25 protein-coding genes are annotated in these 22,888 nt (G+C 71.1%); 9 read left to right on the top strand and 16 right to left on the bottom strand.

The window, feature by feature from the left end:
* Window positions 1–109: 109 nt before the first annotated feature.
* The 4 genes from ACFYXS_RS15025 to ACFYXS_RS15010 form a co-directional block, all read right to left on the bottom strand.
* Window positions 110–646: a hypothetical protein gene (locus ACFYXS_RS15025; protein WP_389247895.1), complete on the bottom strand. Its 537-nt coding sequence runs from the start codon at window positions 644–646 to the stop codon at window positions 110–112.
* Window positions 643–1,458 carry an MFS transporter gene (locus ACFYXS_RS15020; protein ID WP_389247893.1) on the bottom strand — a complete coding sequence of 272 codons (816 nt, stop codon included), beginning with the start codon at window positions 1,456–1,458 and terminating at the stop codon, window positions 643–645. Before ACFYXS_RS15020 ends, ACFYXS_RS15025 begins: the two co-directional genes overlap by 4 nt.
* 107 nt (window positions 1,459–1,565) lie before the next feature.
* Complete coding sequence (locus ACFYXS_RS15015) at window positions 1,566–2,546, bottom strand: nitrilase-related carbon-nitrogen hydrolase (RefSeq protein WP_389247890.1); 981 nt, start codon at window positions 2,544–2,546, stop codon at window positions 1,566–1,568.
* A 175-nt stretch (window positions 2,547–2,721) separates the two neighbouring features.
* Complete coding sequence (locus tag ACFYXS_RS15010; protein ID WP_389247888.1) at window positions 2,722–3,216, bottom strand: hypothetical protein; 495 nt, start codon at window positions 3,214–3,216, stop codon at window positions 2,722–2,724.
* 434 nt (window positions 3,217–3,650) lie between these two features.
* Between ACFYXS_RS15010 and ACFYXS_RS15005 the strand changes: the two genes are divergently transcribed.
* Window positions 3,651–4,394 carry a hypothetical protein gene (locus ACFYXS_RS15005; protein ID WP_389247886.1) on the top strand — a complete coding sequence of 248 codons (744 nt, stop codon included), beginning with the start codon at window positions 3,651–3,653 and terminating at the stop codon, window positions 4,392–4,394.
* Between the two features lie 169 nt (window positions 4,395–4,563).
* Here the strand turns inward: ACFYXS_RS15005 and ACFYXS_RS15000 are convergent, their stop codons facing one another.
* From ACFYXS_RS15000 to ACFYXS_RS14985, 4 genes are all read right to left on the bottom strand, one after another.
* A complete protein-coding gene (locus tag ACFYXS_RS15000; protein WP_389247884.1) occupies window positions 4,564–5,469 on the bottom strand; it encodes an NAD(P)H-binding protein in 906 nt (301 codons plus the stop codon).
* Window positions 5,470–5,617: 148 nt separating this feature from the next.
* Window positions 5,618–6,031: a hypothetical protein gene (locus tag ACFYXS_RS14995; RefSeq protein WP_389247882.1), complete on the bottom strand. Its 414-nt coding sequence runs from the start codon at window positions 6,029–6,031 to the stop codon at window positions 5,618–5,620.
* A 180-nt stretch (window positions 6,032–6,211) separates the two neighbouring features.
* The gene (locus ACFYXS_RS14990) at window positions 6,212–7,195 is read right to left on the bottom strand and encodes an aldo/keto reductase (protein WP_389247880.1); all 984 of its coding nucleotides are present in this window, start codon (window positions 7,193–7,195) and stop codon (window positions 6,212–6,214) included.
* Window positions 7,196–7,372: 177 nt separating this feature from the next.
* Complete coding sequence (locus ACFYXS_RS14985) at window positions 7,373–8,428, bottom strand: ketopantoate reductase family protein (RefSeq protein ID WP_389247993.1); 1,056 nt, start codon at window positions 8,426–8,428, stop codon at window positions 7,373–7,375.
* Between the two features lie 272 nt (window positions 8,429–8,700).
* On the opposite strand from ACFYXS_RS14985, the gene ACFYXS_RS14980 reads away from it, so the two are divergent.
* Together ACFYXS_RS14980 and ACFYXS_RS14975 are read left to right on the top strand one after the other, a co-directional pair.
* Entirely contained in the window at window positions 8,701–9,582 is an 882-nt protein-coding gene (locus ACFYXS_RS14980) for a helix-turn-helix domain-containing protein (RefSeq protein ID WP_389247878.1), read from the top strand.
* 251 nt (window positions 9,583–9,833) lie between these two features.
* A complete protein-coding gene (locus ACFYXS_RS14975) occupies window positions 9,834–10,250 on the top strand; it encodes a hypothetical protein (protein ID WP_389247876.1) in 417 nt (138 codons plus the stop codon).
* Window positions 10,251–10,321: 71 nt separating this feature from the next.
* Here ACFYXS_RS14975 and ACFYXS_RS14970 read toward each other — a convergent pair whose 3' ends face one another.
* Window positions 10,322–10,840, bottom strand: coding sequence for a hypothetical protein (locus tag ACFYXS_RS14970; RefSeq protein WP_389247874.1), 519 nt, complete (start codon window positions 10,838–10,840; stop codon window positions 10,322–10,324).
* 464 nt (window positions 10,841–11,304) lie between these two features.
* On the opposite strand from ACFYXS_RS14970, the gene ACFYXS_RS14965 reads away from it, so the two are divergent.
* Window positions 11,305–12,195, top strand: coding sequence for an aminoglycoside phosphotransferase family protein (locus ACFYXS_RS14965; RefSeq protein WP_389247991.1), 891 nt, complete (start codon window positions 11,305–11,307; stop codon window positions 12,193–12,195).
* A 229-nt stretch (window positions 12,196–12,424) separates the two neighbouring features.
* Here the strand turns inward: ACFYXS_RS14965 and ACFYXS_RS14960 are convergent, their stop codons facing one another.
* From ACFYXS_RS14960 to ACFYXS_RS14950, 3 genes are all read right to left on the bottom strand, one after another.
* Window positions 12,425–12,880 (bottom strand): DUF6188 family protein, encoded by a 456-nt coding sequence (locus tag ACFYXS_RS14960; RefSeq protein ID WP_389247872.1) that lies wholly within the window; start codon window positions 12,878–12,880, stop codon window positions 12,425–12,427.
* A gap of 725 nt (window positions 12,881–13,605) precedes the next feature.
* Window positions 13,606–13,770: a hypothetical protein gene (locus ACFYXS_RS14955; protein ID WP_389247870.1), complete on the bottom strand. Its 165-nt coding sequence runs from the start codon at window positions 13,768–13,770 to the stop codon at window positions 13,606–13,608.
* 110 nt (window positions 13,771–13,880) lie between these two features.
* Window positions 13,881–14,501, bottom strand: coding sequence for an L-threonylcarbamoyladenylate synthase (locus ACFYXS_RS14950; RefSeq protein WP_389247868.1), 621 nt, complete (start codon window positions 14,499–14,501; stop codon window positions 13,881–13,883).
* Window positions 14,502–14,975: 474 nt separating this feature from the next.
* Between ACFYXS_RS14950 and ACFYXS_RS14945 the strand changes: the two genes are divergently transcribed.
* Window positions 14,976–15,590, top strand: a complete 615-nt coding sequence (locus ACFYXS_RS14945; protein ID WP_389247866.1) for a PadR family transcriptional regulator — start codon at window positions 14,976–14,978, stop codon at window positions 15,588–15,590.
* Window positions 15,591–15,644: 54 nt separating this feature from the next.
* Here ACFYXS_RS14945 and ACFYXS_RS14940 read toward each other — a convergent pair whose 3' ends face one another.
* From ACFYXS_RS14940 to ACFYXS_RS14930, 3 genes are all read right to left on the bottom strand, one after another.
* Window positions 15,645–16,694 carry an alpha/beta fold hydrolase gene (locus tag ACFYXS_RS14940; protein WP_389247864.1) on the bottom strand — a complete coding sequence of 350 codons (1,050 nt, stop codon included), beginning with the start codon at window positions 16,692–16,694 and terminating at the stop codon, window positions 15,645–15,647.
* A gap of 227 nt (window positions 16,695–16,921) precedes the next feature.
* The gene (locus ACFYXS_RS14935) at window positions 16,922–17,956 is read right to left on the bottom strand and encodes a nitronate monooxygenase (RefSeq protein ID WP_389247862.1); all 1,035 of its coding nucleotides are present in this window, start codon (window positions 17,954–17,956) and stop codon (window positions 16,922–16,924) included.
* A gap of 73 nt (window positions 17,957–18,029) precedes the next feature.
* Entirely contained in the window at window positions 18,030–18,647 is a 618-nt protein-coding gene (locus tag ACFYXS_RS14930) for a TetR/AcrR family transcriptional regulator (protein ID WP_389247860.1), read from the bottom strand.
* Window positions 18,648–18,857: 210 nt separating this feature from the next.
* On the opposite strand from ACFYXS_RS14930, the gene ACFYXS_RS14925 reads away from it, so the two are divergent.
* From ACFYXS_RS14925 to ACFYXS_RS14910, 4 genes are all read left to right on the top strand, one after another.
* Window positions 18,858–19,238: a YybH family protein gene (locus ACFYXS_RS14925; RefSeq protein WP_389247858.1), complete on the top strand. Its 381-nt coding sequence runs from the start codon at window positions 18,858–18,860 to the stop codon at window positions 19,236–19,238.
* 46 nt (window positions 19,239–19,284) lie between these two features.
* A complete protein-coding gene (locus tag ACFYXS_RS14920) occupies window positions 19,285–19,587 on the top strand; it encodes a muconolactone Delta-isomerase family protein (protein WP_389247856.1) in 303 nt (100 codons plus the stop codon).
* Window positions 19,588–19,718: 131 nt separating this feature from the next.
* Window positions 19,719–21,026, top strand: a complete 1,308-nt coding sequence (locus tag ACFYXS_RS14915; protein WP_389247854.1) for a YbfB/YjiJ family MFS transporter — start codon at window positions 19,719–19,721, stop codon at window positions 21,024–21,026.
* 100 nt (window positions 21,027–21,126) lie between these two features.
* Window positions 21,127–21,840, top strand: coding sequence for an SDR family NAD(P)-dependent oxidoreductase (locus ACFYXS_RS14910; RefSeq protein ID WP_389247989.1), 714 nt, complete (start codon window positions 21,127–21,129; stop codon window positions 21,838–21,840).
* Window positions 21,841–22,034: 194 nt separating this feature from the next.
* Here ACFYXS_RS14910 and ACFYXS_RS14905 read toward each other — a convergent pair whose 3' ends face one another.
* Window positions 22,035–22,733, bottom strand: coding sequence for an SDR family oxidoreductase (locus tag ACFYXS_RS14905; RefSeq protein WP_389247852.1), 699 nt, complete (start codon window positions 22,731–22,733; stop codon window positions 22,035–22,037).
* Between the last annotated feature and the right edge of the window lie 155 nt (window positions 22,734–22,888).

Below are 22,888 nucleotides of genomic sequence, written 5' to 3'. Positions count from 1 at the left end.
CCCGTCGATCGGGGCGGTTCCGGTCGACATTTAGGAGCATATACTCCTATTGGGGAGGCGCGAAGAAGTGTCGGCGTGAGGACCGCGACAGCGGGTGTGCGGGCCCGGGTCAGACCTCGGCCGGCCCGAAGTCGATCACGACCATCCTGTCCATCGCGTATGTGTCCAGGTCGGGTCGGTTCCACGACTCACCCGGGCGGATGCGGTGGAACCTGAACGTCGCGCTGGTCTCGTTGGCGGCCACGATGCAGCGCACTGGGCCGAGATGGTCCAGGGCGTCGATGAGCGCGCGGAACTCCATGGCGAACGCGATTCCGTGAAGGAGCAGGACCCGCTGATCGTCCTCCGGGATACGCGGGGCGCCATCGACGATGCGGACATCGACGGGCACGTGGTCCTCGAGGTGGAAGGCGCTGTCCGCGCACTCCCAGCCGGTGAGGTCCCCGACGACCGCGGGGGAGCCGTCGGCGTCCCCCGTGGAAGCTGCCCAGGTGAGCACGGTGCCCCGGGAGGCGATCCCTTCCGCGAGCCGGTCGCGCAGCCCCGGGGCCAGTCCGCCGGGAGGCGTCAGGGCGAGGTGACCGGCACGTACTCCGAGCAGCTCGGCCGCGGTGTCGTTCATCGTCAGCGACAGCATGCGGATCATGATCGCAGCCGATGGTGTTCCGGTGGACAGCGAACCCGGGCGACGCTGCGGTCAGCCGTGCATCCGGCCCTTCGCCGCCGAGGGCTCCGGCCCCTTGCGCATGGGCGGGAGGGCGGCCGGCACGCCCGTTGTGCGGCGGCCACGCGGCGACGTCCCGGGAGAACGGCGGCGACGACCGCGGCGACCGCGCAGATCAGGCATCCGAGCAGGGCGGCGGACCCGTAGCCGCCGGGGTCGGGAAGGGCCTGTCCGGTCATGGTGTGCGAGGCGAGCACCGTCGCGCTCAGCCCGCTTCCCGTGGCGAACCCGACGTAACGCAGCACCTGGTTGAAGCCCATCGCGCAGCCCACCTCGCGGGCGGCCACCGAGGTGACGATCAGTCCGGGGACGAGGGCGAAGACGCAGCCTATGCCGAGGCCCGCCACGCCCATCACCAGGAACAGCTCCCACAGGCCGGACCGGCCCAGGGCGAACAGCAGCATGGACAGGAGGATGACGCAGCAGGACAGCGGCAGCGTCGAACGCGACGACAGGCGGTCGGCCACCAGTGGGACGGCCCTGCCGGCGAGCAGGCTGCCGACCGAGAAGGGCAGCAGGATCAACCCGGTGACGACGACCGACGCACCGAAGCCGTTGCCCGCGCCCACGGGTGCCTGGGCCGGCCGCGTGACCAGCGACAGCAGCAGGTGCATCCCGAGGCCCGCGACGAGCCCGATCACGTCGGCGGTCGGCACGACGCGGTTGCGGAGCTTGCGCAGGTCCACCAGCGGCTCGGCGACCCGCAGTTCCTGGCCGATCCAGCGTGCTCCCACCGTCCCGTTGCACCGCATCATGCGGGGTGCCGGGGCCGTGCCCCGCGATGCCTTCCGCTCCCGGCGCGCCGGCCGGCCCGCGGGCCGGCCGGAGCGCCGGGAGCGGTTCACTGGCCCTCGGTGGGACGCTCCTCGTCCAACCGGGCGTTCTGGGCAGCGTGGCTGCCGCGCTCGTGCAGGGGCGCGGTCGGAGTGCGGTCGATGTGCAGGCTGAGGAGTTCCGGGCGGGCGTAGTGACCGCGGGCGTCCATGATGCGCTTGCGGCGGTCGATCATCGTGAAGTCCAGGTCGGCGATCACTTCGCCCTCGCCGGAGGTGATCGGTTCGCCGATGAGGCGGCCTTCGGGGTCGACGACGGTGGTGAAGTAGCCGTGCGAGAAGGCGGCGAGGGGGCCGCCGGTGTCCTCGGCGAGCTTGGCCTTCTGGTCGGCGTCGAGCCAGGCGGTGGCGTTGACCACGAAGCAGGCCGACTCCAGCGCGTGCTGCCGGATGGCGACCTCCATCTGGCGGGAGAAGTTCTCGCCGCCGAGGCCGCCGGGGAACATCGCCGCGTGGATCTGCTCGCCGTCGGCGATCAGGGCGTAGCGCGCCAGCGGCTGGTAGTGCTCCCAGCAGGCGAGCTGGCCGATGCGGCCGACGGCGGTGTCCACCGCGCGCAGGCCCGAGGCGTCGCCGTGGCCCCAGACCATCTTCTCGTGGTAGGTCGGCGTGATCTTGCGGCGGCGCTGGACCAGAGTGCCGCCCGCGTCGAACAGCAGCTGCGTGTTGTAAATGGAGCCGCCGTCACGCTCGTTGACGCCGATCGAGACGACCATACTGTTCTGCCGCGCGGCCTCCCCGATGGCATTGGTCTCGGGGGACGGCACGGTGACCGACTCGTTGAGCAGGTGCAGCTGGTCGCTGTCGATGGTGTACGGCGGCTTCACCCAGGAGAAGTAGGGGTAGTACGGAATCAGGGTCTCCGGAAAGACGGCGAACTCCACCCCCTGCTGCCCCAGTTCGTGGATCTTGTGCACGACGCGCTCGATGGTGCCCGCGCGGCTGTAGAGCACCGGGCTGATCTGGACTGCGGCGACCTTGACGGTCATGTTGAGCTCCTTTGTCACAATGCGTGGTCGGCGTGGGGCTGTTACTGACGGGCGGCGATCAGAGCAATTGCTCCTATGTGTCGTGCGACAGGCCTGAATGTTCCGCCCCGGCCTTGCCGCTCGGCGGAGGGCACTCCGCCGGCAGGGCGCGGCTCTCATCGGCCCGCCCGGGCGGTCAGGACATCCGGCCGCGTTCGGTGCGGCTCGCGGCGATGCGGCTCGCGGCCAGTTCGCGGGCCTGCTCGGCGCTGATGCCGGTGAGCGTCAGGATGTTCGCCAGCGGCACGATGTGGCCGGCGCCGCCCCAGTAGCCCTCGGGGATCTCTGCGGGGAACACCCACACCCGCCGGGGGTTGCGCGGCCAGGCCCCGTTCTCGGCGTCGAGGATCGCGTCGGTGACCTCGGCGACGACGGACTCGCGGGCCTGCCGGTCGAGCTGCCCCTCCGGGACCGAGGCGATCACCCGATAGCGGGGTGCGTCGGCGGGTGCGCCTCCGACGAAGAGGGCGGCCGGACGGTGAAGGAAGGCCCACGAGATGGCGCGGGTTCCGGGGTCGGCGGGATCGAAGCCCTCGTAGCCGATGAGGATCTCCGTGATCCGCTTCAGCAGCGCCGCTTCGGCGTCGGCCTCCAGGGCGCCTTCGGGGATGTACGCGTCGAGCATGGGCATGGTCCCGACCTCCTTGCTCTGCCCGCCGGAGCCCCCGGCGGCGCGGTGGGGTGCGGACTCGGTGGACCGCGCTGACGATTTACGAGCATATGCTCTTATCGGGGAGCGGCAAGAGTGGGTCATGCCACAGGGGGGTGGATGGTCCGTACGTCGCCCCCTCGCCTTACCGGTCCCTGCCCGCGATGCGCCATGGCACGTGTGCGGCCGGGCCCGCGTGAAGTGGGTTGACGGTCACAGCGGTTGGGGCCGTGCGCGGGGGTGTGTGCGGGTCGCGCCTCGCCGTCCGGGGAAATATGTGCATATGCTCTTATTGGGAGGGTGGGAGTCTGCCGCGCGCGACACCGCCCGTGAGCGACCGCACCGTGTCGGTGCGGGCCCCCGTCCGTCACAGCAGCGCGCAGGGTGCGGCTGCTGTTCGAGCGAAGGAATCCTTCATGTCCCTCATGAACCGCAAGAACGTCACGAGCCTCAAGGGCAAGGTGCTCGCCGCGGCGGCGACGGTGACCATCGTCGGTGGCCTCGGTACGGCAGGAACGTTGTCCGCGAACGCGGCCACCCCGGAGTGCGGCGACAGCTGCATCCAGATCTACAGCGCCACGTTCGGCACGTCCGAGCGGCCCAACCTCGTCGAGACCGTCTACCGGGGAGTGGCGAGGGCCGGTCAGCCCACCGCGATGCACCCCGTCAGCACGTCCGACCCGGCCGGGGACATCGTCGGTCATCGTGCGGGCCAGGTCTCCGACTTCTACAAGGACGGCCTCGTCTCCGCCGAGGTGAACAAGCACTACGGCACACTGCGCGCGGTGGAGGTCGAGTACGCGCCGCACGGCAAACGCACCTGCCTGTGTGCGGGTTTGGCCCACACCGCCTACCAGGACGAGGGCCTCACCCTGCAGAAGTGCGACACCCCGGGCCGGACCGTCTGGATCATCGACACGGCCGACTCGCCCGCGACCGCGCCCCAGGGACACTTCCCGCTGGTCAGCGGCGCCACGACGAACTTCGCGCACCCGTACGCGATGACGGTCACGCGCGGCGGCCACCAGCACCACGGGCACGGGCACGGGCACGCTCACCACGGTCACCGGACCGCGGTCCCCCTGCAGATTCGGGTCACCAGGCTGATGGGCAACCCCTCGCACGTGCCCGCGGGCCAGCTCTGGGGTACGACGAAGTAGGAGACCGGACGGTGGTGCCGCCCGACGGGGCGGCACCACAGGTCATCCGGCATCCTGCGCGCGGGGTCGGTTTCCGTGCCCAGGCACGCGTCCGGCCTGCTCCGGGATCGTCGGAGCAGGCCGGACGGCGCAGGTGCGCGGCGCGGTGGTGCGGCCCGGCCGGGGCCGCTCAGCCCAGGTAGAAGTCCTTGCGGGCGGCCACGAACGCCTCGATCGACTGGGGGGCGACGCCGGTCACGCGCTGGACGCCGTCGGCCGTACGGTCGTAGCGGTTGTCCTGGTGCAGGCGTCCCATGACCGCGATGTGCCGCTCGATGTGCGGCGGCAGCCCCACCTTCGCCAGCACTTCGGCCTCCCACTGCTCCTGCGGCACGTCCACGTAGGACACCGTGCGGCCCAGTGCCCGGGAGAACTCCTCGGCCATCTCGTTCATGTCGACCGAGCGGGGACCGGTCAGCTCGTAGAACGTCCCGATGTGCGGCGCCGGGTCGTGCAGCACGGTGGCGACGACGCGGGCGACGTCGTCCACGGCGACCGGTGAGGTGCGTCCGGCGCCGAACGGCAGCGCGATCGTGCCGTTCTCCTGGATCGTCCGCGCGGCCAGTGCGGTGAACAGGGGGTTGTCCAGGAACGCCGTCGGCCGGATGTGGACCACGGGCAGGCCGGACCAGTCCAGCACCTGCTCCGCCAGCCAGTGCAGCCGCTGCTGGTGCGACTCGCCGGTACTGGTGGCCGTCATCTGGGACACCGTCATCTGCGACAGGTCGACCAGGGCCTCCAGCTTCCCGTACTCCTTCGCGACGGAGGCCACCACGGTGGCCGCCAGGAGGTGGTCCGGCGAGACGCGCATCGCGAAGTACATCCGCGTCACGCCCTGCAGCGCGGCCGCCACCGTCTCGGGCCGGGTCAGATCGCCGATGACGACTTCCGCGCCAAGCGCCCGCAACTCGGCGGCGCGCTCGTCCTCGTGACGGACCATGAAACGCACCGGCACGTCCTGAGCGCGCAAGTGCTCGAAGACCGTGCGGCCCACGCCGCCGGCACCGGGGACAAGAACGAGGTCGTTGGCAGTCATCAGCTGATTCCCTAGTGATTGATGGTGCGGGTGGGGCTTACGCGCCGTCCGTCGGCAGGACCGGCACGACGATCGCGCTGCGCCCGCGTGTCCACCGCTCCGAAGCGGTGGACACGCGGGCGCACCGCGAGGTCCGGGCGTCGCGGGGTCAGACCTCGTCGGCGAGGAAGTGCTCGGCGAGCGGGTTGCCGGCGAACTTCTCGTGCATCAAGCGGGAGAAGAGCAGCAGGGAATTGCGCGGCCGGTGGAGCACCGCGAGGTCCTGGGCCTGTCCGGCGGCGTTCCGGACCACCGTCACGACGACCTTCAGCGGTTCGCCCTGGACCGAGGCGTCGTAGATCTCGAGGAAGCCGTCGTCGCCGAAATCACCGGTGAAGCTGAAGTCCTGGAACTCGTACAGTTCGCGGGCCTTGACCACGATGGCACGGACGGCATCGGCGCCCCGCGCGGTGCCGTTCATCGCCGCGCCTTCCAGGGTGGCGTCGTCGGCGAGGTTGTCCAGCCACCAGGGGTAGTAGCTCAGTCCCTGGAAGGTGGCCTTTCCGCTTTCCGTGTTCGACATGTCAAGTCTCCTTCGAGGATCCGGCGACGGCGCGATGGTCGGGGGCGGCTTCAGTACTCGATACGAGCATATGCTCCTATTGGGGCGAGGGCAAATGAGTCGTCCGTCCGAGGCGCCGCTGCCGGGCCGTACCGGCCGGCGGCCCGTGCCTTCGCGCCGCCGGCCGGGAGAGGGGCGGCGTCAGCGCTCGATCAGCCGCCGCGACTCCTCGTTCTCGTCCCGGCCGGCGGCCGGGGGCAGGCTGTCGAGCTTGGCCAGCTGCTCGGCGGCCAGCTCGACCGTGTCGGCCGCGGTGTTCTCCTCGACGCGGGCGACCCGCTTGGTGCCGGGGATCGGGACGATGTGCTCGTCCTTGGCCAGCAGCCAGGCCAGGGCGACCTGGGCCGGTGTGGCGCCGGCTTCGTCGGCGATCGCCCGCACCTCGTCGGCCAGGGCCAGGTTGCGCCGGAAGTTCTCGCCCTGGAAGCGCGGGCTGGTCCGGCGCCAGTCGCCCTCGCCGAACTCCTCGGGAGAGCGGATGGCGCCGGTGAGGAAGCCGTGGCCGAGCGGGGAGTACGGCACGAAGCCGATGCCGAGCTCGCGCAGCGCGGGCAGCACCCGCTCCTCGACCTCGCGGTTCCACAGCGAGTACGAGGACTGGACCGCGGCCACCGGGTGCACGGCGTGGGCCCGGCGGATCGTGTCGGGGCCCGCCTCGGACAGGCCGAGACACCGCACCTTGCCCTCCCGCACCAGCTCCGCGACCGTGCCCGCCACGTCCTCGATCGGCGTGCGGGGGTCGATACGGTGCTGGTAGTACAGGTCGATGTGGTCGGTCCCGAGCCGCTTGAGCGAGCCCTCGACGGCGGCGCGGATGTTGACCGGGCTGCTGTCGAGGACGTGCGCGCCGCCGTTCGCGTCCGCGTGCGAGACCATGCCGAACTTGGTCGCCAGCACCACCTCGTCGCGACGGCCGGTCAGCGCCCTGCGGACCAGCTCCTCGTTGACGTACGGTCCGTAGACCTCCGCGGTGTCGATCAGCGTGACCCCCAGGTCGACCGCCCGCCGGATGGTGCGGACGGACTCGGCGTCGTCACTTCCGGCACCGGTGTAGTAGGAGGACATGCCCATCGTGCCCAGGCCGATGCGGGAGACCTTCAGATCTCCCAGAGTGGTGTGCTTCATGATCGCTTTCTCGGTTCGATTCGGTTCGGTGGTGATCGCGGCCGCTCGGGTGCCGCCGGCCGGGCGGCCCGCCCCGGACGGCGGCAAAGGGCCTGAACGGCCCGTCCCTCCAGCAGAGGTCGTTTCTCCGGCCGGTGGCAGTGCCTGGTCTTCCGGGTAACGCCGGCACCTGCCTCGTCAGCGGGGCGACGGGCCGCGCGGCACGGGGGCGGCGATGCCGGCCTGTGCCTGTGCCTGTGCCTGCGCCTCCGCCTCGTCCGCGGCTCGCAGCAGCTCCGCCGGCGGCAGGGAACCGGCCGGACGCCGCTCACGCGCGAATGTGGTGGCGAGCCGCTGCAGCAGCTCGTTCAGTGGGGTGGGAACGCCGTGCAGCCGGCCCAGCAGGACGATCTCGCCGTTGAGGTGATCGGTCTCGATCGTGCCGGTGCCACGGATGAGGGACTGCCAGGAGGAGCCACCGCCCCCGTCGCTCCAGCGCACCTTGTCGCCCCGCGCCTCCTGCTGTTCCCGTGCGCTCGCGTACGGGATCCCGGCGGCCCTGAGCACCGACTCGCCCTCCGCGCGCACCCGTTCGGACAGCCGCCACACGTCCTGCCCGGCCACCGGCCCGCACAGCGCGTTGACCGCGTTGGCCAGATTGCCCAGCAGCTTGGCGTACTGCCAGCGCGCGACGTCCGGAACCACCGGGGCCTCGAAGTGGGCGGTCTCCAGGTCGGCGGCGATCCGGCGGGCGGTGTCGTCGACGCCGTGCGGGTGGCGCCCGAGGTGCAGGATCCCGGTGAGCGGGGCGCCGGGCGCGGAGACGACCCCCGGCTCGACGAAGGTGGACGGCAGCCAGACGCAGACGCCGTACACGCGGCGGAAGCGGCGCAGCGCGATCCGCCGGCCCTCGACGCCGTTCTGGACGCACAGCACCGGCAGCCGTTCCGCTGCCGTGCCGCCGCCCGCCACCGGCGCCGGACCCCAGGCGTCCAGTGCGGCCTCGCTGTCCTGAGTCTTGACGGTGAGCACGAGAACGTCGTCCGCGCGCAACGTGCCGAGCGCGTCCGGACCTTCGACGACGGGCAGCCGGTGGACGCGTTCGCCGTCCGGGGCGCGGAAGCGCAGCCCGCCCGAGGCCAACGCGGCGTACTGGGCGCCGCGCGCGACCAGGACCACCTCGTGCCCCGCCTCGGCGAGCCGCGCCCCGATGGTTCCGCCGACCGCTCCCGCGCCGATGATGACGTAGCGCATGCCGACGGGCCCCGCCCCGCCCGTCGAGCCCGGGCCGGTGGGGGAGGCTTCAGGAGCTGCCGGAGTGGTGTGGTTCATGATCACTTTCTCGGGGTCGGGGGTGGCGTCACTGCCCTGATGCCCCACTGGGGGCAGGCCGTCCCGGGTGGCGCCCGGTGTCCTCGACGGCCGGTCCCCAGGAAAGACCGTTCCGGCGACGGGTGGCAGTGCCTGGTCTTCCGGGTAATGCCAGTACCTGCCTCGTGCCGGGGCCCTCGCCTACCGTGGGTGGCATGGACGACCGCGCAGAGATCCGGGAATTCCTCGCCTCCCGCCGGGCCCGCATCACCCCCGAGCAGGCAGGACTGCCCTCCTACGGCGGCCACCGGCGGGTCAAGGGGCTGCGCCGCGAGGAGGTCGCGATGCTGGCGGGCGTCTCCGTCGACTACTACGTGCGACTGGAACGGGGAAACCTCTCGGGAGCCTCCGACGCAGTCCTCGACGGCGTTGCCAGGGCCCTGCATCTCGACGACGCGGAACGCCAGTACCTGTACGACCTCGCCCGCCGCGCCCCCGCACCCGCGGCGGCCCGGCGCCGCGCCCCCGCCAGGCGCCTGCGGCCCGCCCTCCAGTACATGCTGGACGCCATCGGCGACGCGCCCGCGTGGATCCACAACGAACGCCAGGACCTGCTGGCCACCAACCACCTGGCCGGTGCCCTGTACGCGCCCCTCCTCGCGGACCCGCGCCGCCCGGCCAACATCGCCCGGTTCGTCTACCTCGACCCGGCCGCCCGCGCGTTCCTCCCCGACTGGGACAGGGCCGCCGACGACACCGCCGCGATGCTTCGCGGCGAAGCCCGCCGGAACCCCTACGACAAGGACCTCTCCGACCTCATCGGGGAACTCTCCACCCGCAGCGAGGTCTTCCGGCGCCGCTGGGCCGACCACAACGTCCGCCAACACCGCACGGGCCCCAAGAAGATCCACCACCCGGCCGTCGGGGACCTGGAACTGAACTTCGAGACCATGTCCCTGACCTCCGATCCCGCCCTCACGCTCGTCATCTACACCGCCGTCCCCGACACCCCAAGCGCCGACGCCCTCCGCCTCCTGTCCACCTGGGCCGCCACCCAGGACCAGCCGGAAGCCGGCCTGCGCGAGCGCCGCACCTGAACGGCGGGGCGGGAGTGTCGCACGAGCCATCAGCGGGCCGAGCGATTCCCCGGCGAACGGTCAGTGGCGCGGCCGTGCGGCTTCGGCGTGTGCCGTCACGGGTGTTCGGTCCAGCAGAACCTGGCGACATAGGGGCTGGCTACCATCCCGGCATGGATCCCGGTAGGAATGCCGAAGCACACGGATGTCCCGGGGTGGCCGGGACGGCTTCGCCGCAGCCCTGGACGCCGGCCCTGAGAGGAGGTCACACCATGAGCCGCATGATGTTCATCCTCCGGTTCGTGAACGGGGAGCCGGAAGCCCTGGACAGTGAGGTCGTACGGGGGGTTCTGGGACCGTACGTCGTGGCAGCCGACGAGGACTTCGGGGATGTGCTGATCCGGACCGCTGACGGCTACGAGGCCGAGGTGGACTTCAACGGTGTCTGCATCGCCGTCGGCCGTTTCCCGCCAGGGCAGTTCTTCGACATCGTGGCCGAACTGGTCGACCGACTCCGCGCCGCGGTCATCCTCACCGACTGTCCCCCGATCGTGCGCGAGGAAGCGGACCGCGCCCATCTGCCCGGCGATGCGGAGGACGCCGTGGTCGTCGAGATCACGGGCTCGGCCATCGAGGACTTCGTCTCGGGATCCCGACCTGTACTCGGCGCTGCCGGGGACGAACACTGAAGACGTGCGGCGTCAGCAGGGCTGTTGCCCGGTCCGGCGTGTGTAGTCGGCAGCTCACGGCCCCTGATGTCTCAATCCGTGCCAGTGCCGGCGCAAAGTGATGACGTCGAAGAGTCGCGGTAGTGAGCCAGCCGACGCGCCTCGGTCATGACCTCGGTGTCGATCTGCTCGAGAGTTCTGTCGCTGTATTCAAGGGTGTCGTACTCATCGTCCAGCTCGGCGAGCCGCGCAGCGAGGGGTAGTCGGTGCCCAAAGAGCTGATGGACCCGGAAGGCGAGCTCTCGAGGAGTCAGCCGGCCGGCGAGCGTCCGCCGCGCGAAAGCCCGCATGGCCGCTTCCCTGCCGAAAATGCTGCCGGCCGCGTAGAAGGTGAGCCCCAGTTCGTCGAGTGCCGGAGGCAGGAGCTCGGGAACGTCGTCATCGGCCTCGCCACGGGTGCACGCGGCCAGGCGCCGCAGCGCGGGACTGTCGAGCCCGGTCACGAGCGCGTCGCAAGCAGCGCTCACGACGTCGCTCGCGCGCGATTCGCCGATGCTCCAGAGGATCGCGCAGTCCTGCAGTGTGTGAGCGGCGGTTTCGGCGGAGGACACCCGCTCATGATCTCTCCACGCGTACTCATGCGTCGAACCGTTTCACCGAAGGTGCCTCGCACGACGCGCGAGCCACGCGGCCGTTGCCCGGGCTCAAGACACAACGCCCACGGACACGACGATCGGCGCAGGGATGGTCGGGCTCCCCCCCCGGGACGAAGTTGGGCGGCTCACTCGCACGTCCCGGCGCTGCGCAGTCTGCCCGGCTACGCAATGGTCGCGGTGGCGAACAGCAGCGAGCGGTCCTCCCGGGCCGCTGCGGAGGCCCATCGCCGGCTGTCCCGTCTCAAGCGATCTGGTCCGAAGGTGGCTGTGACCCCGGGGCGACGCGAAGGGCCGAGACACCTCGGCGGCCGAAAATCTCCGTTGATCTGGGCCCTGGCCCATGAATACTGACTGTCGTCTCAGTCGACCTGGTCTGCCTCCGGCGTCCTGGATCAGTGGAAGGGCCCGCGAGAGTGACCATGCACGACGACCAAGTGGACGTGACCACCGAAATCGTTGCGGCCTTGATCCAGGAACAGTTTCCCCAGTGGAGCGGCGAGGCGATCCAACTCCAGGCGTCGACCGGGACGGTCAACGCCATCTTCCGCATCGGGAACGACCTCTCCGCGCGATTCCCGCTGCGTCTGGCCGATGCCGCCGAGGCGCTCGCGGTTCTGGAACAGGAAGCCCAGGCGAGCGCGGAGCTGGCACGGGTGTCTCGGTTCCCCGTCCCGGAACCCGTCGCCTTGGGAAAGCCCGGAGCGGGTTACCCCATGCCGTGGTCGGTCCAGACATGGCTGCCGGGAACGGTCGCCTCGGATGCCGACCCGAGTGGGTCGGACGCTTTTGCCGAGGACCTTGCGGCCTTCATCGCAGCCCTCCGGGACGCCGAGACGCGGGGACGGCTCTTCAGCGGCGAAAGTCGTGGCGGCGTTCTCGCGCACCACGACGATTGGATGGCGAAGTGCTTCGAGGAGAGCAAGGGGATGCTCGACGTACCCCGGTTGCGCCAGGTGTGGAGCCACCTGCGGGAGTTGCCACGCACGGGTGCCGACGTGATGAGCCATGGTGACTTGATTCCCGGCAATGTACTGGTCGCGGGGGACCGGCTCAGCGGCGTACTCGACACCGGCGGCTTCGGCCCGGCCGACCCCGCGCTGGATCTGGTCAGTGCCTGGCACCTGCTGCAGCCGGGTCCGCGGGAAGTGCTCCGGCGGACACTGGTCTGTGACGATCTGGAGTGGGAGCGCGGCAAGGCATGGGCGTTCGAACAGGCGATGGGTGTCGTCTGGTACTACGTCGAGAGCAATCCGACGATGAGCAGAATGGGGCGCCGGACGCTCGACCGCATTCTGGAGTCGATGGAGTGATGCCGAGCCGCTCGTAAGCCGTGACAGAGGGGATCGCTTGCCGCCCCCACAGAGAACAGATCGGCTGTGACGGACATGATCGTTTCCCATCGTGAATGATCTGGTTCGGCGCCGCTTTGTACGGATCCCACGCCTGGATGGTCAGCCGCCGCCGACTGGTCACGGCCTCGGTGCCGGCGCTGAGAGTGAGCGGGTGGACCCGGCCGCCCGGGAGAGGTGGCGGACCAGGTCAGGAGATCGGGACCAGATCCTCAGAGACGGATTCGCTCCTTCCTGGGCCGGGCCGGACTGCGAGTCCGCTCCCAGGCAGCGACACGAAGCGCCATCCTGTCCGCCCTGTGATCTGCCACGCTTCGAAGGACGGATCCGATGGGCAGGTCAGGCGGTGGCCGGTGTCAAAAACGAGGCGCAGGGTGCCGGACTTGAACGCGACCGCCGACAAGACGTGGGCTCCGAAGAGAGTGAGGGCTGCTGCGACGTCCTGCGATTCTGGTGTCAGGAGCACGGACGGGGTGGCCTGGGCTGTCCGATGCGACAGGTCGACGGGTGACTCGAATGCGACTTCCCAGTCCGAGTCGAGATCCAGCACGAGCCGGTAATCCACGCCGATCTTGGCGACGCTCAGGCCGCGAAGGCTCAGGATCCACCGGTCCTCGTGTTCGACGGGACTCTCTTCAGTGCTCACTCCTGAACCTTGGCTGATTCGACGGTCGAGAGCCATGGGGTTTCCAGTACCTGGGCGGCATGGCGGATGCGGATGCGGATGACGGCCCTCAGCCCTCTCGTGGATGATGAAGCGGCGTCGGCTCCGATCCGCAAGCTCGCAGGAACGCCGGCAAGACTCTCCCCGGGATCTTCGCAGCGGATTACTTCGAGCGCCTGGAGGCGGCGCGCCGTCGTCTCCTGCCCTCCGCGGATGACGCCAGTGAGCGGGACACTTCCGACCGATCCTGCGGATGACTTCGCCCAACAGGATCTATTCGGCCCGCCGCGTGGTGGAGCCCATGGTCCTCGACGATGCGTCGGCGGTGTCGGCGATTGCCTGTCGCATGGCTTCCACCACGGCGGGGTCGACCTGGCCGAAGACCTGCATCCGCTTGGCTGGACGGCCGTCCACCAGCCCGACCGGCCCCCCGTGTTGGTAGCGCAGGCCGTTGACTGATGCCGCTGAACGACACCGGAAGCCCGGCCCGCAGTCAGCTCAGCGGTCTGGGCCCGCTCGCGCTGAGCCAGCGACTGCCGTTTCGGATGGACCGCGGGCCGCGGCTGACCCCTTTCAGGACATCCGGAGGCAGGTCGCGCAGGGTCCCGGCAACAGGTCCCCGGCCGCCCCCGCTGTCTTGTCTCAACGAAGTTGGTCGTCCGTGTGCCGCTGACCTGGATGGACTGGGTTGGATGAGACGCGGGGACTCAGTTCGTTGAGACGGACCGCAAGTCCTGAGCCTGCCCCATCTCGTGGCGCGGCTGGAAGAGCACGCCCGGACGCGGCTTGCCGTCCGCGGGGTGGGCGGGGTACGAGTCGGCGGTGCCGTCCTCGGTCGTGATGTCGACGGCTGTCCCCCGTACGGCGGTCATGCTGAGAAGCCTCCTGAGGAATCAGCGGCGGGAGGCTGGTGCCCTCGACGCTGCATGTACGTCCCATGCTGCCACGCAAGATCCACACCTTCGTGACCGGCCTCGCGGCCTCACTCGAACCGTGAGGTGTCTCCCGCGCCCCGCCGTACGATCTCTGCCACGCCGCCGGAGAAGTCGACCACCGTCGTCGGCTCGGTGCCGCAGTCCCCGGAGTCGACCACGGCGTCCACCGCGTGATCGAGCCGATCCTTGATCTCCCAGCCCTGGGTCATCGGCTCCTCCTCGTCCGGCAGCAGCAGTGTGCTGGACAGCAGCGGCTCGCCCAGTTCGGCCAGCAGTGCCTGGGTGACCACATGGTCCGGGATGCGCACACCCACGGTCTTCTTCTTCGGGTGCAGCAGCTTGCGCGGCACCTCACGGGTAGCCGGGAGGATGAAGGTGTAGCTGCCGGGCGTGGACGCCTTCACGGCCCGGAACACGTCGTTGTCCACCTGCACGAACTGGCCCAGCTGCGCGAAGTCCCGGCACATCAGCGTGAAGTGGTGCCGGTCGTCGAGGTGGCGGATCGAACGGATCCGGTCCATGCCGTCCCTGCTGCCCAGCCGGCAGCCCAGCGCGTAACAGGAGTCGGTGGGGTATGCGATGAGCGCTCCCGACCGCACCGCGTCGGCGACCTGGGCGATGCTGCGCGGCTGGGGGTTCTCGGGGTGCACGTCGAAGTACTTCGCCATCTGCCGAGCTTATGCCGTACCCGGGTGCCGCACTCGCGGGGCCGCGCCCCGTCGTCGCAACAGGTGCGGCGTGCGGCGCTCGCGGGCGCCGGAGCCTCGCCGGAAGTCGCTCGGGAAATGCCGTGCGTACTTCGTGGTTCACCGGGCATTCGCCCCCGCGCTGTGCCTGGTCGCCGCCTGCTGGGCGGTGGCGGGGACGAGGTCCGCGTTCCACGCCGGCCCTCCAGGCCGCGCGACCGAACCTGACCTGCCCCACCTCTCAGACCCCAGCCATCCAGGACCCCCAGCGCCCTCCGCCGCGCGACCAGGTTCGCTGACACAGAAGCCCGAACGACTCGGTTCCTTGAGAAACGACTCGATTGAGTGAGACGGGACAAGAACGGCTGGCACACCTTTCCATGGGCCTTGTCAGGCGACAGGTCCCGATATATCGTTGAGGCATCGCGACCGTTCAACGATGGAAGGAGCGTAACCATGCGTTCCCATGGACATGGACACTTTGGGCCCGGCCATCACGGCCGTGGCGACCACGACGGTGAGGGGCGGCGGGCCGCGTTCGGCCCGTTCGGTCCGCCTTTTGGCGGGCCGGGGCCTTGGGGCCCCGGGCCGTGGCACGGGGGGCGGGGCGGACGGGGTGGGCCGCGGGGGAGGGCGCGGCGCGGGGATGTCCGCGCGTCGATCCTCGCCCTGCTCGCGGACCGGCCGATGCACGGCTACGAGATGATCCGGGAGATCGCCGAGCGCAGCGGCGGCGCGTGGAAGCCGAGCCCCGGCTCGGTGTACCCGACGCTGCAGTTGCTGGAGGACGAGGGCCTGATCAGCAGTGAGTCGGAGGGCGGCAAGAAGCTCTTCACCCTTACCGAGGCCGGCCGTGCCGAGGCCGCTGAAGGACCGGACGCCCCCTGGGAGGAAGCCGGGCGCGGCATCGACTGGGATGCCATGAACGAGATCCGCAAGGCGGGCGGCGGCCTGGTCGACGCCTTCCGGCAGGTCTGGGCGACCGGTACGCCCGAGCAGCGCGACAAGGCGCTGGCCGTGGTCAACGAGGCCCGGAAGAAGCTCTATCTGATCCTCGCCGACGAGGACTGACGCAACGCGAAGGCGGCCCGGGACGCGATGTCCCGGGCCGCCTTCGTCACTCCGTCAGAAGCCGTCGACGTCGACGACGGCCTGGGCGAAGGCCTCCGGGGCCTCCTGCGGCACGTTGTGGCCGATTCCCTTCAGTGTGCGGTGGGCGTACGGCCCCGCGAACTTGCCCCGGTAGGAGGCGCCGTCGCCGGCCGGGGTGAAGGGGTCCGTCTCCCCGTCGAGGGTGATCGTGGGCACCGTGATGACGGGGCCCGCGGCGAGGCGCCGCTCGATGAGCTCGTACCGGCTCTCGCCCCGTGCCAGGCTCAGACGCCAGCGGTAGTTGTGGATCACGATGGCGACGTAGTCGGGGTTCTCGAAGGACGTCGCGGTGCGCTCGAACGTGGCGTCGTCGAAGTCCCAGGTCGGGGAGTTGAACTGCCAGATCTGCCGTGCCAGGTCGTGCCGGTTCTGCTCGAGGCCGAGCCGGCCGCGCTCGGTGGCGAAGTAGTACTGGTACCACCACGCCCACTCCGCCTTCGGGGGCAGCGGGGTCTTGTTGGCCTCGCGGTTGGTGATCAGATAGCCGGTGACGGAGACCAGGGCCTTGCAGCGGTCGGGCCGGAGCGCCGCGATGATGTCGGCGGTGCGCGACCCCCAGTCGTAACCGGCGAGGATCGCCTTCTCGATCCTCAGCGCGTCCATGAGGGCGATGATGTCCTGGGCTATGGCGGCCTGTTCGGCGTTCCGGAACGTGCGCCCGGACAGGAAGCGGGTCGTGCCGTGGCCGCGCAAGTGCGGCACGATCACGCGGTAGCCCTGCGCCGCGAGCAGCGGCGCGACGTCGACGTAGCTGTGGATGTCGTACGGCCAGCCGTGCAGGAGGACGACCGCGGGGCCGTCGGCCGGACCGGCCTCGGCGTAGCCGATGTTCAGGACGCCGGCGTCGATCTGCTTCAGCGGGCCGAAGGACGTGCGGGCGCCCCGCTCGGTACGGGTCGCGGCTTCCGGCCGTCCGGGCGTCGCGGCGGAGGCCGCCGCCGCGGGGAGTCCCGGCACGCCGGTCAGCGAGACCGCCGCCGCTCCGGTGCCGAAGACCTTGCCGAAAGTGCGCCTGTCGATCATGTGGAACCTTCCTTCACGTCCGCGTGCCGGCGACAGCGGAATGCCGCGCTCCCGCTGCCGCCCTGCCTCGCCATAACCCTTGCACCCGCAAGAGTCACCGGTCAAGATGGTGACGCAGCGAGGATCTGCGGACCGTGCTCGGGAGGTCGGGAATTCCGTTCGACGATGCGCGTGGGGAGCCTTGTCGACGGAACATCAAAAACCGCGCTCGGGCTCCGACCTGTCGCTCAGAGCGCCGAGGCGAGCCTGCGCAGGATCTGCCCGGCCGGCTCGGCGGTGGCCTGGCGGTAGCCGGTGCCGGCCCACAGGTTGATCAACTCGGGGTCGCCCGCCGCGGCCGCGGCCTTGCGCATCGGGCTCGTCAGGTGGTGCAGCGCGGGATAGCCCAGAGGGGCCGCCTCGCTGTGCCGTTCGGTGAACCCGTTGCGCAGCGCGCGGGCGGGACGGCCCGTGAACGCCCGGGTCACCACGGTCCCTTGCCGTGCCGGGTCGGTGAGCGCGGCCCTGTGGGGGCGCGAGGTGCCGGCCTCGTCGGCCAGCAGCAGAGCGGTGCCGACCATGACCGCCTCGGCGCCGGCCCGCAGCGCCTCCGCGACGGCCTCCGGGGTCGCCGCGCCGCCCGCCGCGACGATCGGCAGGGACACGGCGCGCCGCACCTGCCCGACCAGGTCGGGCAGGGGGACGGCGTCCGGGACGCGCCACGGGGTGAGGGTGCCGGAGTGACCGCCCGCGGCGGACGCCTGCACGGCCAGTACGTCCGCGCCGGCCTCGGCGGCCAGGCGGGCCTCCGCAGGCGAGGTGACGGTCTGGACGACCAGGGTTCCGGCGGCGCGCAGCGCGGCGATCACCGGTGCGTCGGGCACGCCGAACGTGAAGCTGACCACCGGCACGGGGTCGGACAGCAACAGCTCGATCTTCTGCGTCCACTGGTCGTCGTCCTCGACGGCCCCGGCCGCCAGGACGTCGATGCCGTGGGCCCGGGCGTCGGGGGCGACCGCCCGGGCGTAGCGGTCGTAGGCCTCCTGGTCGACCGGGACGGGATTCGGCGCGAAGAGGTTGACCCCGAAGCCCACGCCCGTCGAACGGACCTCGGCGATCTGCCCGGCCAGAGCCTCCGCGGTGCGGTACCCGCCGGGGAGGAAGCCGAGACCGCCGGCGCGGGCCGCCGCGACGACCAGCGCGGGCGTGGTGGGACCGCCCGCCATGGGTGCGGCGAGGACCGGGATGCTCGCACCCAGGGCGGTCAGGGGGGAGTGGGGCATATTCGTTTCCTCCTGCGGGGACGGCGTGGGGCCGGGGTCGGCAGGGTGTCGGATCCTCGCGCGGCTGCTGTCGTCAGGCCGTGGCGGGCACCTGCGGTGAGTGGGCGCCGAGAAGGGCGAGGCAGTTGGCCCACAGCACGCCGAGCGAGGACGTGTTGTTGTACAGCTTGGCGAAGAGCACCTGGCCCTCGAGCTGCGCGACCACGGAGCGGGCCGCCTCGTGGGCGTCGGTGACGCCGACCTCGCCGCGTCCGCGGGCCTCGGTGACGACCGCCTCGACCATGGTGACCTGGGCGTCGAAGATCTCCTGCAGGCGCCCGCGGATCGCCTCGGTCTGGTTGCTCATCTCCAGGGTGAGGTTCCCGAACATGCAGCCCGAGACCGTTCCGCAGCTCTGCTGCCCGGCCCGCAGCTCCGCTTCCGTCTCCTCGAAGAGCTGCCGCAGCCGCTCCAGCGGAGGCGCGTCGCCGGTCAGGACGCGGGTCCAGTCGCCGCGCTGGATCGCCCAGTGCTCGTCGATCACGGCGAGGGCGAGCGCCTCTTTGGACTCGAAGAAGTAGTAGAAACTGCCCTTGGGCACCCCGGCCGTCTTGCAGATCTCGGCCACGCCCAGGGCGGAATAGCCCCGCAGCTCGATGAGCGATTGCGCCGCTGTGAGGATTTTCTCTCTGGCATCACTGGTCCGTCCCATGTTTGCCAGTATACGACCGCTCGACTACCGTTTACTAGACCGGTCGGCTATCAGCTTGCCCGCACCAGCCCGACAGCTTCCGGCGCGGCCGCCCGCGCGAGGTGCGGCGTCCGGTCCGGCAAGCCGAAGTCCGATCGCGTTCCAGACCGCGTCCACGCCCGCCCGGGAGGGCGCGGCCACCGTTCCGCCGTCCCCGAGGAGACCCGCACCGTGACCGCCGACACCGAGACCCACCCCATGCACGACATGCTGAGCCGTTGGAAGACCGCCTTCGACACCCATCAACTCGACGTGATGGCCGACCTGTACACGTCCGACGTCCTCTTCCAGGGATTCGGGCCCGAGGTCCTCGCCGGGCGCGAGGCCGTCCGCGACTACTACGCGGCCGTGCCCGACTACCGCAGGGCCCACGTGGGGCAGGTCCACACCTACGGGATCGGTGAGTCGACGGCCGGCGGGTTCGCCGACGTCACGTTCCGGGACCCGTCGGGATGGGAGGCCGCGGTGCACCTGTCCCTCGTCCTGCAGCGCGAGGGCGGTGAGTGGCGCATCCGTCAGTACCACGTGTCGCGCGTCGACACCGATCACTGAGGGCTCCACGCGACCCTTGTCACCCCCACTCACGAGAGGCAGGACCATGAAGGAGTTCCTGGTCGAGCTCACCACCACCGTTCCCGAGGGAACCGACCCGGCCGAGGTGGACCGGCGGCGCGCGGCCGAGGCCGTACGCGCCGCGGAGTTGGCCGCGACCGGCCACCTGGTCAGACTGTGGCGCCCGGTGGGCGAACTGCGCAGCATCGGGCTGTGGTGCGCGGACGACGAGACCGACCTCCGCGAGAACGTCCTCGGCACGCTGCCGCTCGCGCCCTGGATGACGCCGGTGATCACCGCGCTCCAGGCGCACCCCAACGACCCCGGCCGGAACGCCGCGACGGGCTGACCGCGCGCTCCGTCCCCCCACCCACCGCTCCACGCCGCCGTTTCCCGCGCCGGCCATGTCCGTCCCTTCACGGCCGGCGCGGGGAGCGCTGGTGGCCTGCCCCCGAGCAGTACCACCCGAGGACATCTGTCATGCACGAGTCCGTCCGCCGCCCGGTCGCGGCACATGGCGAGGCGTTGCGCTCACCCTGGGCCCATGTGCTCGGCGCGGCAGCCGCGTTGGCCGCCGCCATGGGGGTCGGCCGCTTCGTCTACACCCCGATCCTTCCCCTGATGCAGACCCAGGCGGGCCTGACCGCTGCCGCGGGCGCGCATGTGGCCACCGCGAACTACGTCGGCTACCTCGTGGGCGCCCTCGCGGGCATCGGCCTGCCGCGGCTGCTGCGTTCCACCGCCGTGCTGCGGGGATGCCTGACGGTCCTCGTGCTGACCCTCGCGCTGATGCCGGTGACGGACTCCACCGGGGCGTGGCTGGTGCTGCGACTGGTGGCGGGCATCGCCAGCGCGCTGGTCTTCGTCATCGCCGTCAACTCCCTCCACGGCCACCTGCGCAAGCACCCCGCACACCTGTCCGGCTGGGCCTTCGGCGGCGTCGGTGCCGGTATCGCGCTCTCCGGACTGCTCGTCCTCGCCCTGCGCGGGCTCGGTGACCTCGATGACTGGCGGGCCGCGTGGTGGGTGTCCGCCGCACTGGCGGCGGCGCTTTCGGTACCGGCGTGGACGATGCGGCCGGAGCCGGAGCCGGAGCCGGAGCCGGAGCCGGAGCCGGAGCCGGAGCCGGAGCCGGAATCGGAATCGGAACCGGGAGTCACCGGGACCGGCTCCGCGGCGGCCGCGTCCGAGGACGTCCCCGGGACGCGACGGCAGGCGGCGGGAGGGCGCGGGCACCGCTGGTTCGGCGCCCTTTTCGTGTCGTACACCCTGGAGGGCGTCGGCTACATCATCGCCGGCACCTTCCTGGTGGCGGCCGTGGACCAGGGTTCCCCCGGCCGGCTCGGCAGCGGTGCCTGGGTCCTGGTGGGCCTGGCGGCCGTCCCGTCGTCCGCACTCTGGGCGGGGCTGGGGCGGCGCTGGTCGCGCCCGGGCCTTCTGTCGGGCGCGCTGGTCGTCCAGGCCGTCGGGATCGCGCTGCCCGCGCTGGTCGGCGGTGTGGCGGCGGTGCTCGTCTCGGCACTGCTCTTCGGGGCGACCTTCCTCGGTGTCAGCTCGCTCGCGCTGGCGACCGGGACGCATCTGCGGTTCCCCCGCGCTGTGGCGTTGCTCACCGCCGGGTATTCGGTCGGCCAGATCCTCGGACCGCTGGCCGCCGCCCCAATGCTGCACCACGGCTATCACCGGGCGCTGCTCCTGGCGGCCGTGGTGGTGCTGGCGGCCGCCGTCGCGGCCGTCGTGCTGCGCATCGGGTTCCCGCACGACGTGAACCCCGACGTCGCACGCTGAGCAGCGTGCTTTGACGGTTGGCGACCGGTCGTCTACGGTCATAGACGACCGGTCGGTCTGTGCCGGTTCGTCCATGTCTCCCACCGTGGAAGAGGTCATCATGAGCAACCAGGGCCAGAGGGTCGCGGTCATCACCGGCGCCTCGCAGGGGATCGGCGCGGGTCTCGTCGCCGGCTACCGCAAGCTCGGGTATGCCGTCGTCGCGACCTCGCGGAACATCGCCGTGTCGCACGACCCGGAGATCCTCACCGTCAAGGGCGACATAGCGGTCCGCGACACCGCCGACCGCGTCGTCACCGCCGCCATGGAGCGGTTCGGCCGCATCGACACCCTGGTCAACAACGCGGGGATATTCGTCGCCAAGTCCTTCACCGAGTACACCGAGGACGACTACGACGCGGTGCTCGGCGTCAACGTGGACGGCTTCTTCCGGATCACCCAGCTCGCCGTGGAGCGCATGCTGGAGCAGGGCGGCGGCCACGTCGTCCAGATCACGAGCACCCTGGCCGACCAGGCGAACTCGAACGTGCCCTCCGTGCTCGCCGCACTGACCAAGGGCGGCCTGCAGTCCGCCACCAAGGCGCTGGCCATCGAGTTCGCCACGCGCGGCATCCGCAGCAACGCCGTCTCCCTCGGCACGATCAGGACCCCGATGCACTCCGAGGAGCACCACGCGGCCCTCGCCGGACTGCAGCCGGTGGGCCGGCTGGGCGAGGTGGACGACATCGTCGACGCGGTGGTCTACCTGGAGAACGCCCCGTTCGTGACCGGCGTCATCCTCCATGTCGACGGTGGTCAGAGCGCCGGTCACTGAGCCGCCGGGCCCGCGCCGTCCGCGTCGTGCCCGTGCGGCCCGCGGCCGTACAGCACTGTTCGGCAGGCGCCTTCCGCTGCGTGGCGCGACGGCCGGGGCCGCTCCCGCTGTTGCGCTGAACAACTCCGGCTCCCTGCACGGACGTTCAGCGAGGCGGGCCCGATGCCCCGGCCGTCGCGGACGGCCGTGCCGCGTCAGTTGACGCCGGCGGTGCCCACCGGTTGCGACAGGGTGGCCTTCACGAGCCGGGTCTGCTCGTCGGCGAGGACCTCGGACAGGTCCGCGGCCAGGGCGTCCATGGTCATCTCGGCCACGGAGGCGGCGCTGATCTTCGGTGCGTCCGTCCAGGCGCTGAGGTCGGTGTCGACGAAACCCGAGTGCACGCCGACGACCAGGGTCCCCTGTGCCGCCAGCCCCTGCCGCAGTGCGTCCGTCAGCGACCACTGCGCCGCCTTCGAGGCCGCGTAGCCCGGGAACGCCGCCTGCCCCACCCACGAGGCCAGCGACAGCATGTTCACCACGGCGCCTCCTCCGTTGCGGGCCAGGATCGGGGCGAACGCCCGGGAGACGCTCCACGTGCCGAAGTAGTTGACCTCCATCGCCTGGCGCGGGCCGTCGAGGGGGCCTTCGAGGAGGCTGGCGGTCGCGCCGCCGATCCCCGCGTTGTTGACCAGGATGCTCACGTCGCCGGCGACGGCGGCGGCCGCCGCGACCTGCTCGGGGTCGGTGACGTCCAGGCGCAGGGGGACGAAGTCCGGATCGACGACGCTCTCCGGATCGCGGACACCGGCGTAGACCCTGGCCGCGCCGCGGTCGAGCAGCGCGCGGGCGAACGCGCGGCCGATGCCGCGATTGGCCCCGGTCACCAGGGCGACCGAACCTTCGATGTTCATTGGGCTTCCTTTGCGACGAGCACACGCCCGGGGGAGCGCGGACGGGCCGTGCGGGGAGCGGCCGGCGGTTCGCGGCCGCCGCCACGCCACCCGGTGCGGCCCCGGTGGCATCGAATCCCTTGGGGAGGCCCCGACGGGTCCGATCACGGGCGCGA

The sequence above is a fragment of the Streptomyces sp. NPDC002574 genome (genome assembly GCF_042889545.1).
GTDB lineage: Bacteria > Actinomycetota > Actinomycetes > Streptomycetales > Streptomycetaceae > Actinacidiphila.
The sequence above is the reverse complement of the archived record's forward strand: the minus strand, read 5'-3'. Positions and strand labels throughout refer to the sequence as shown.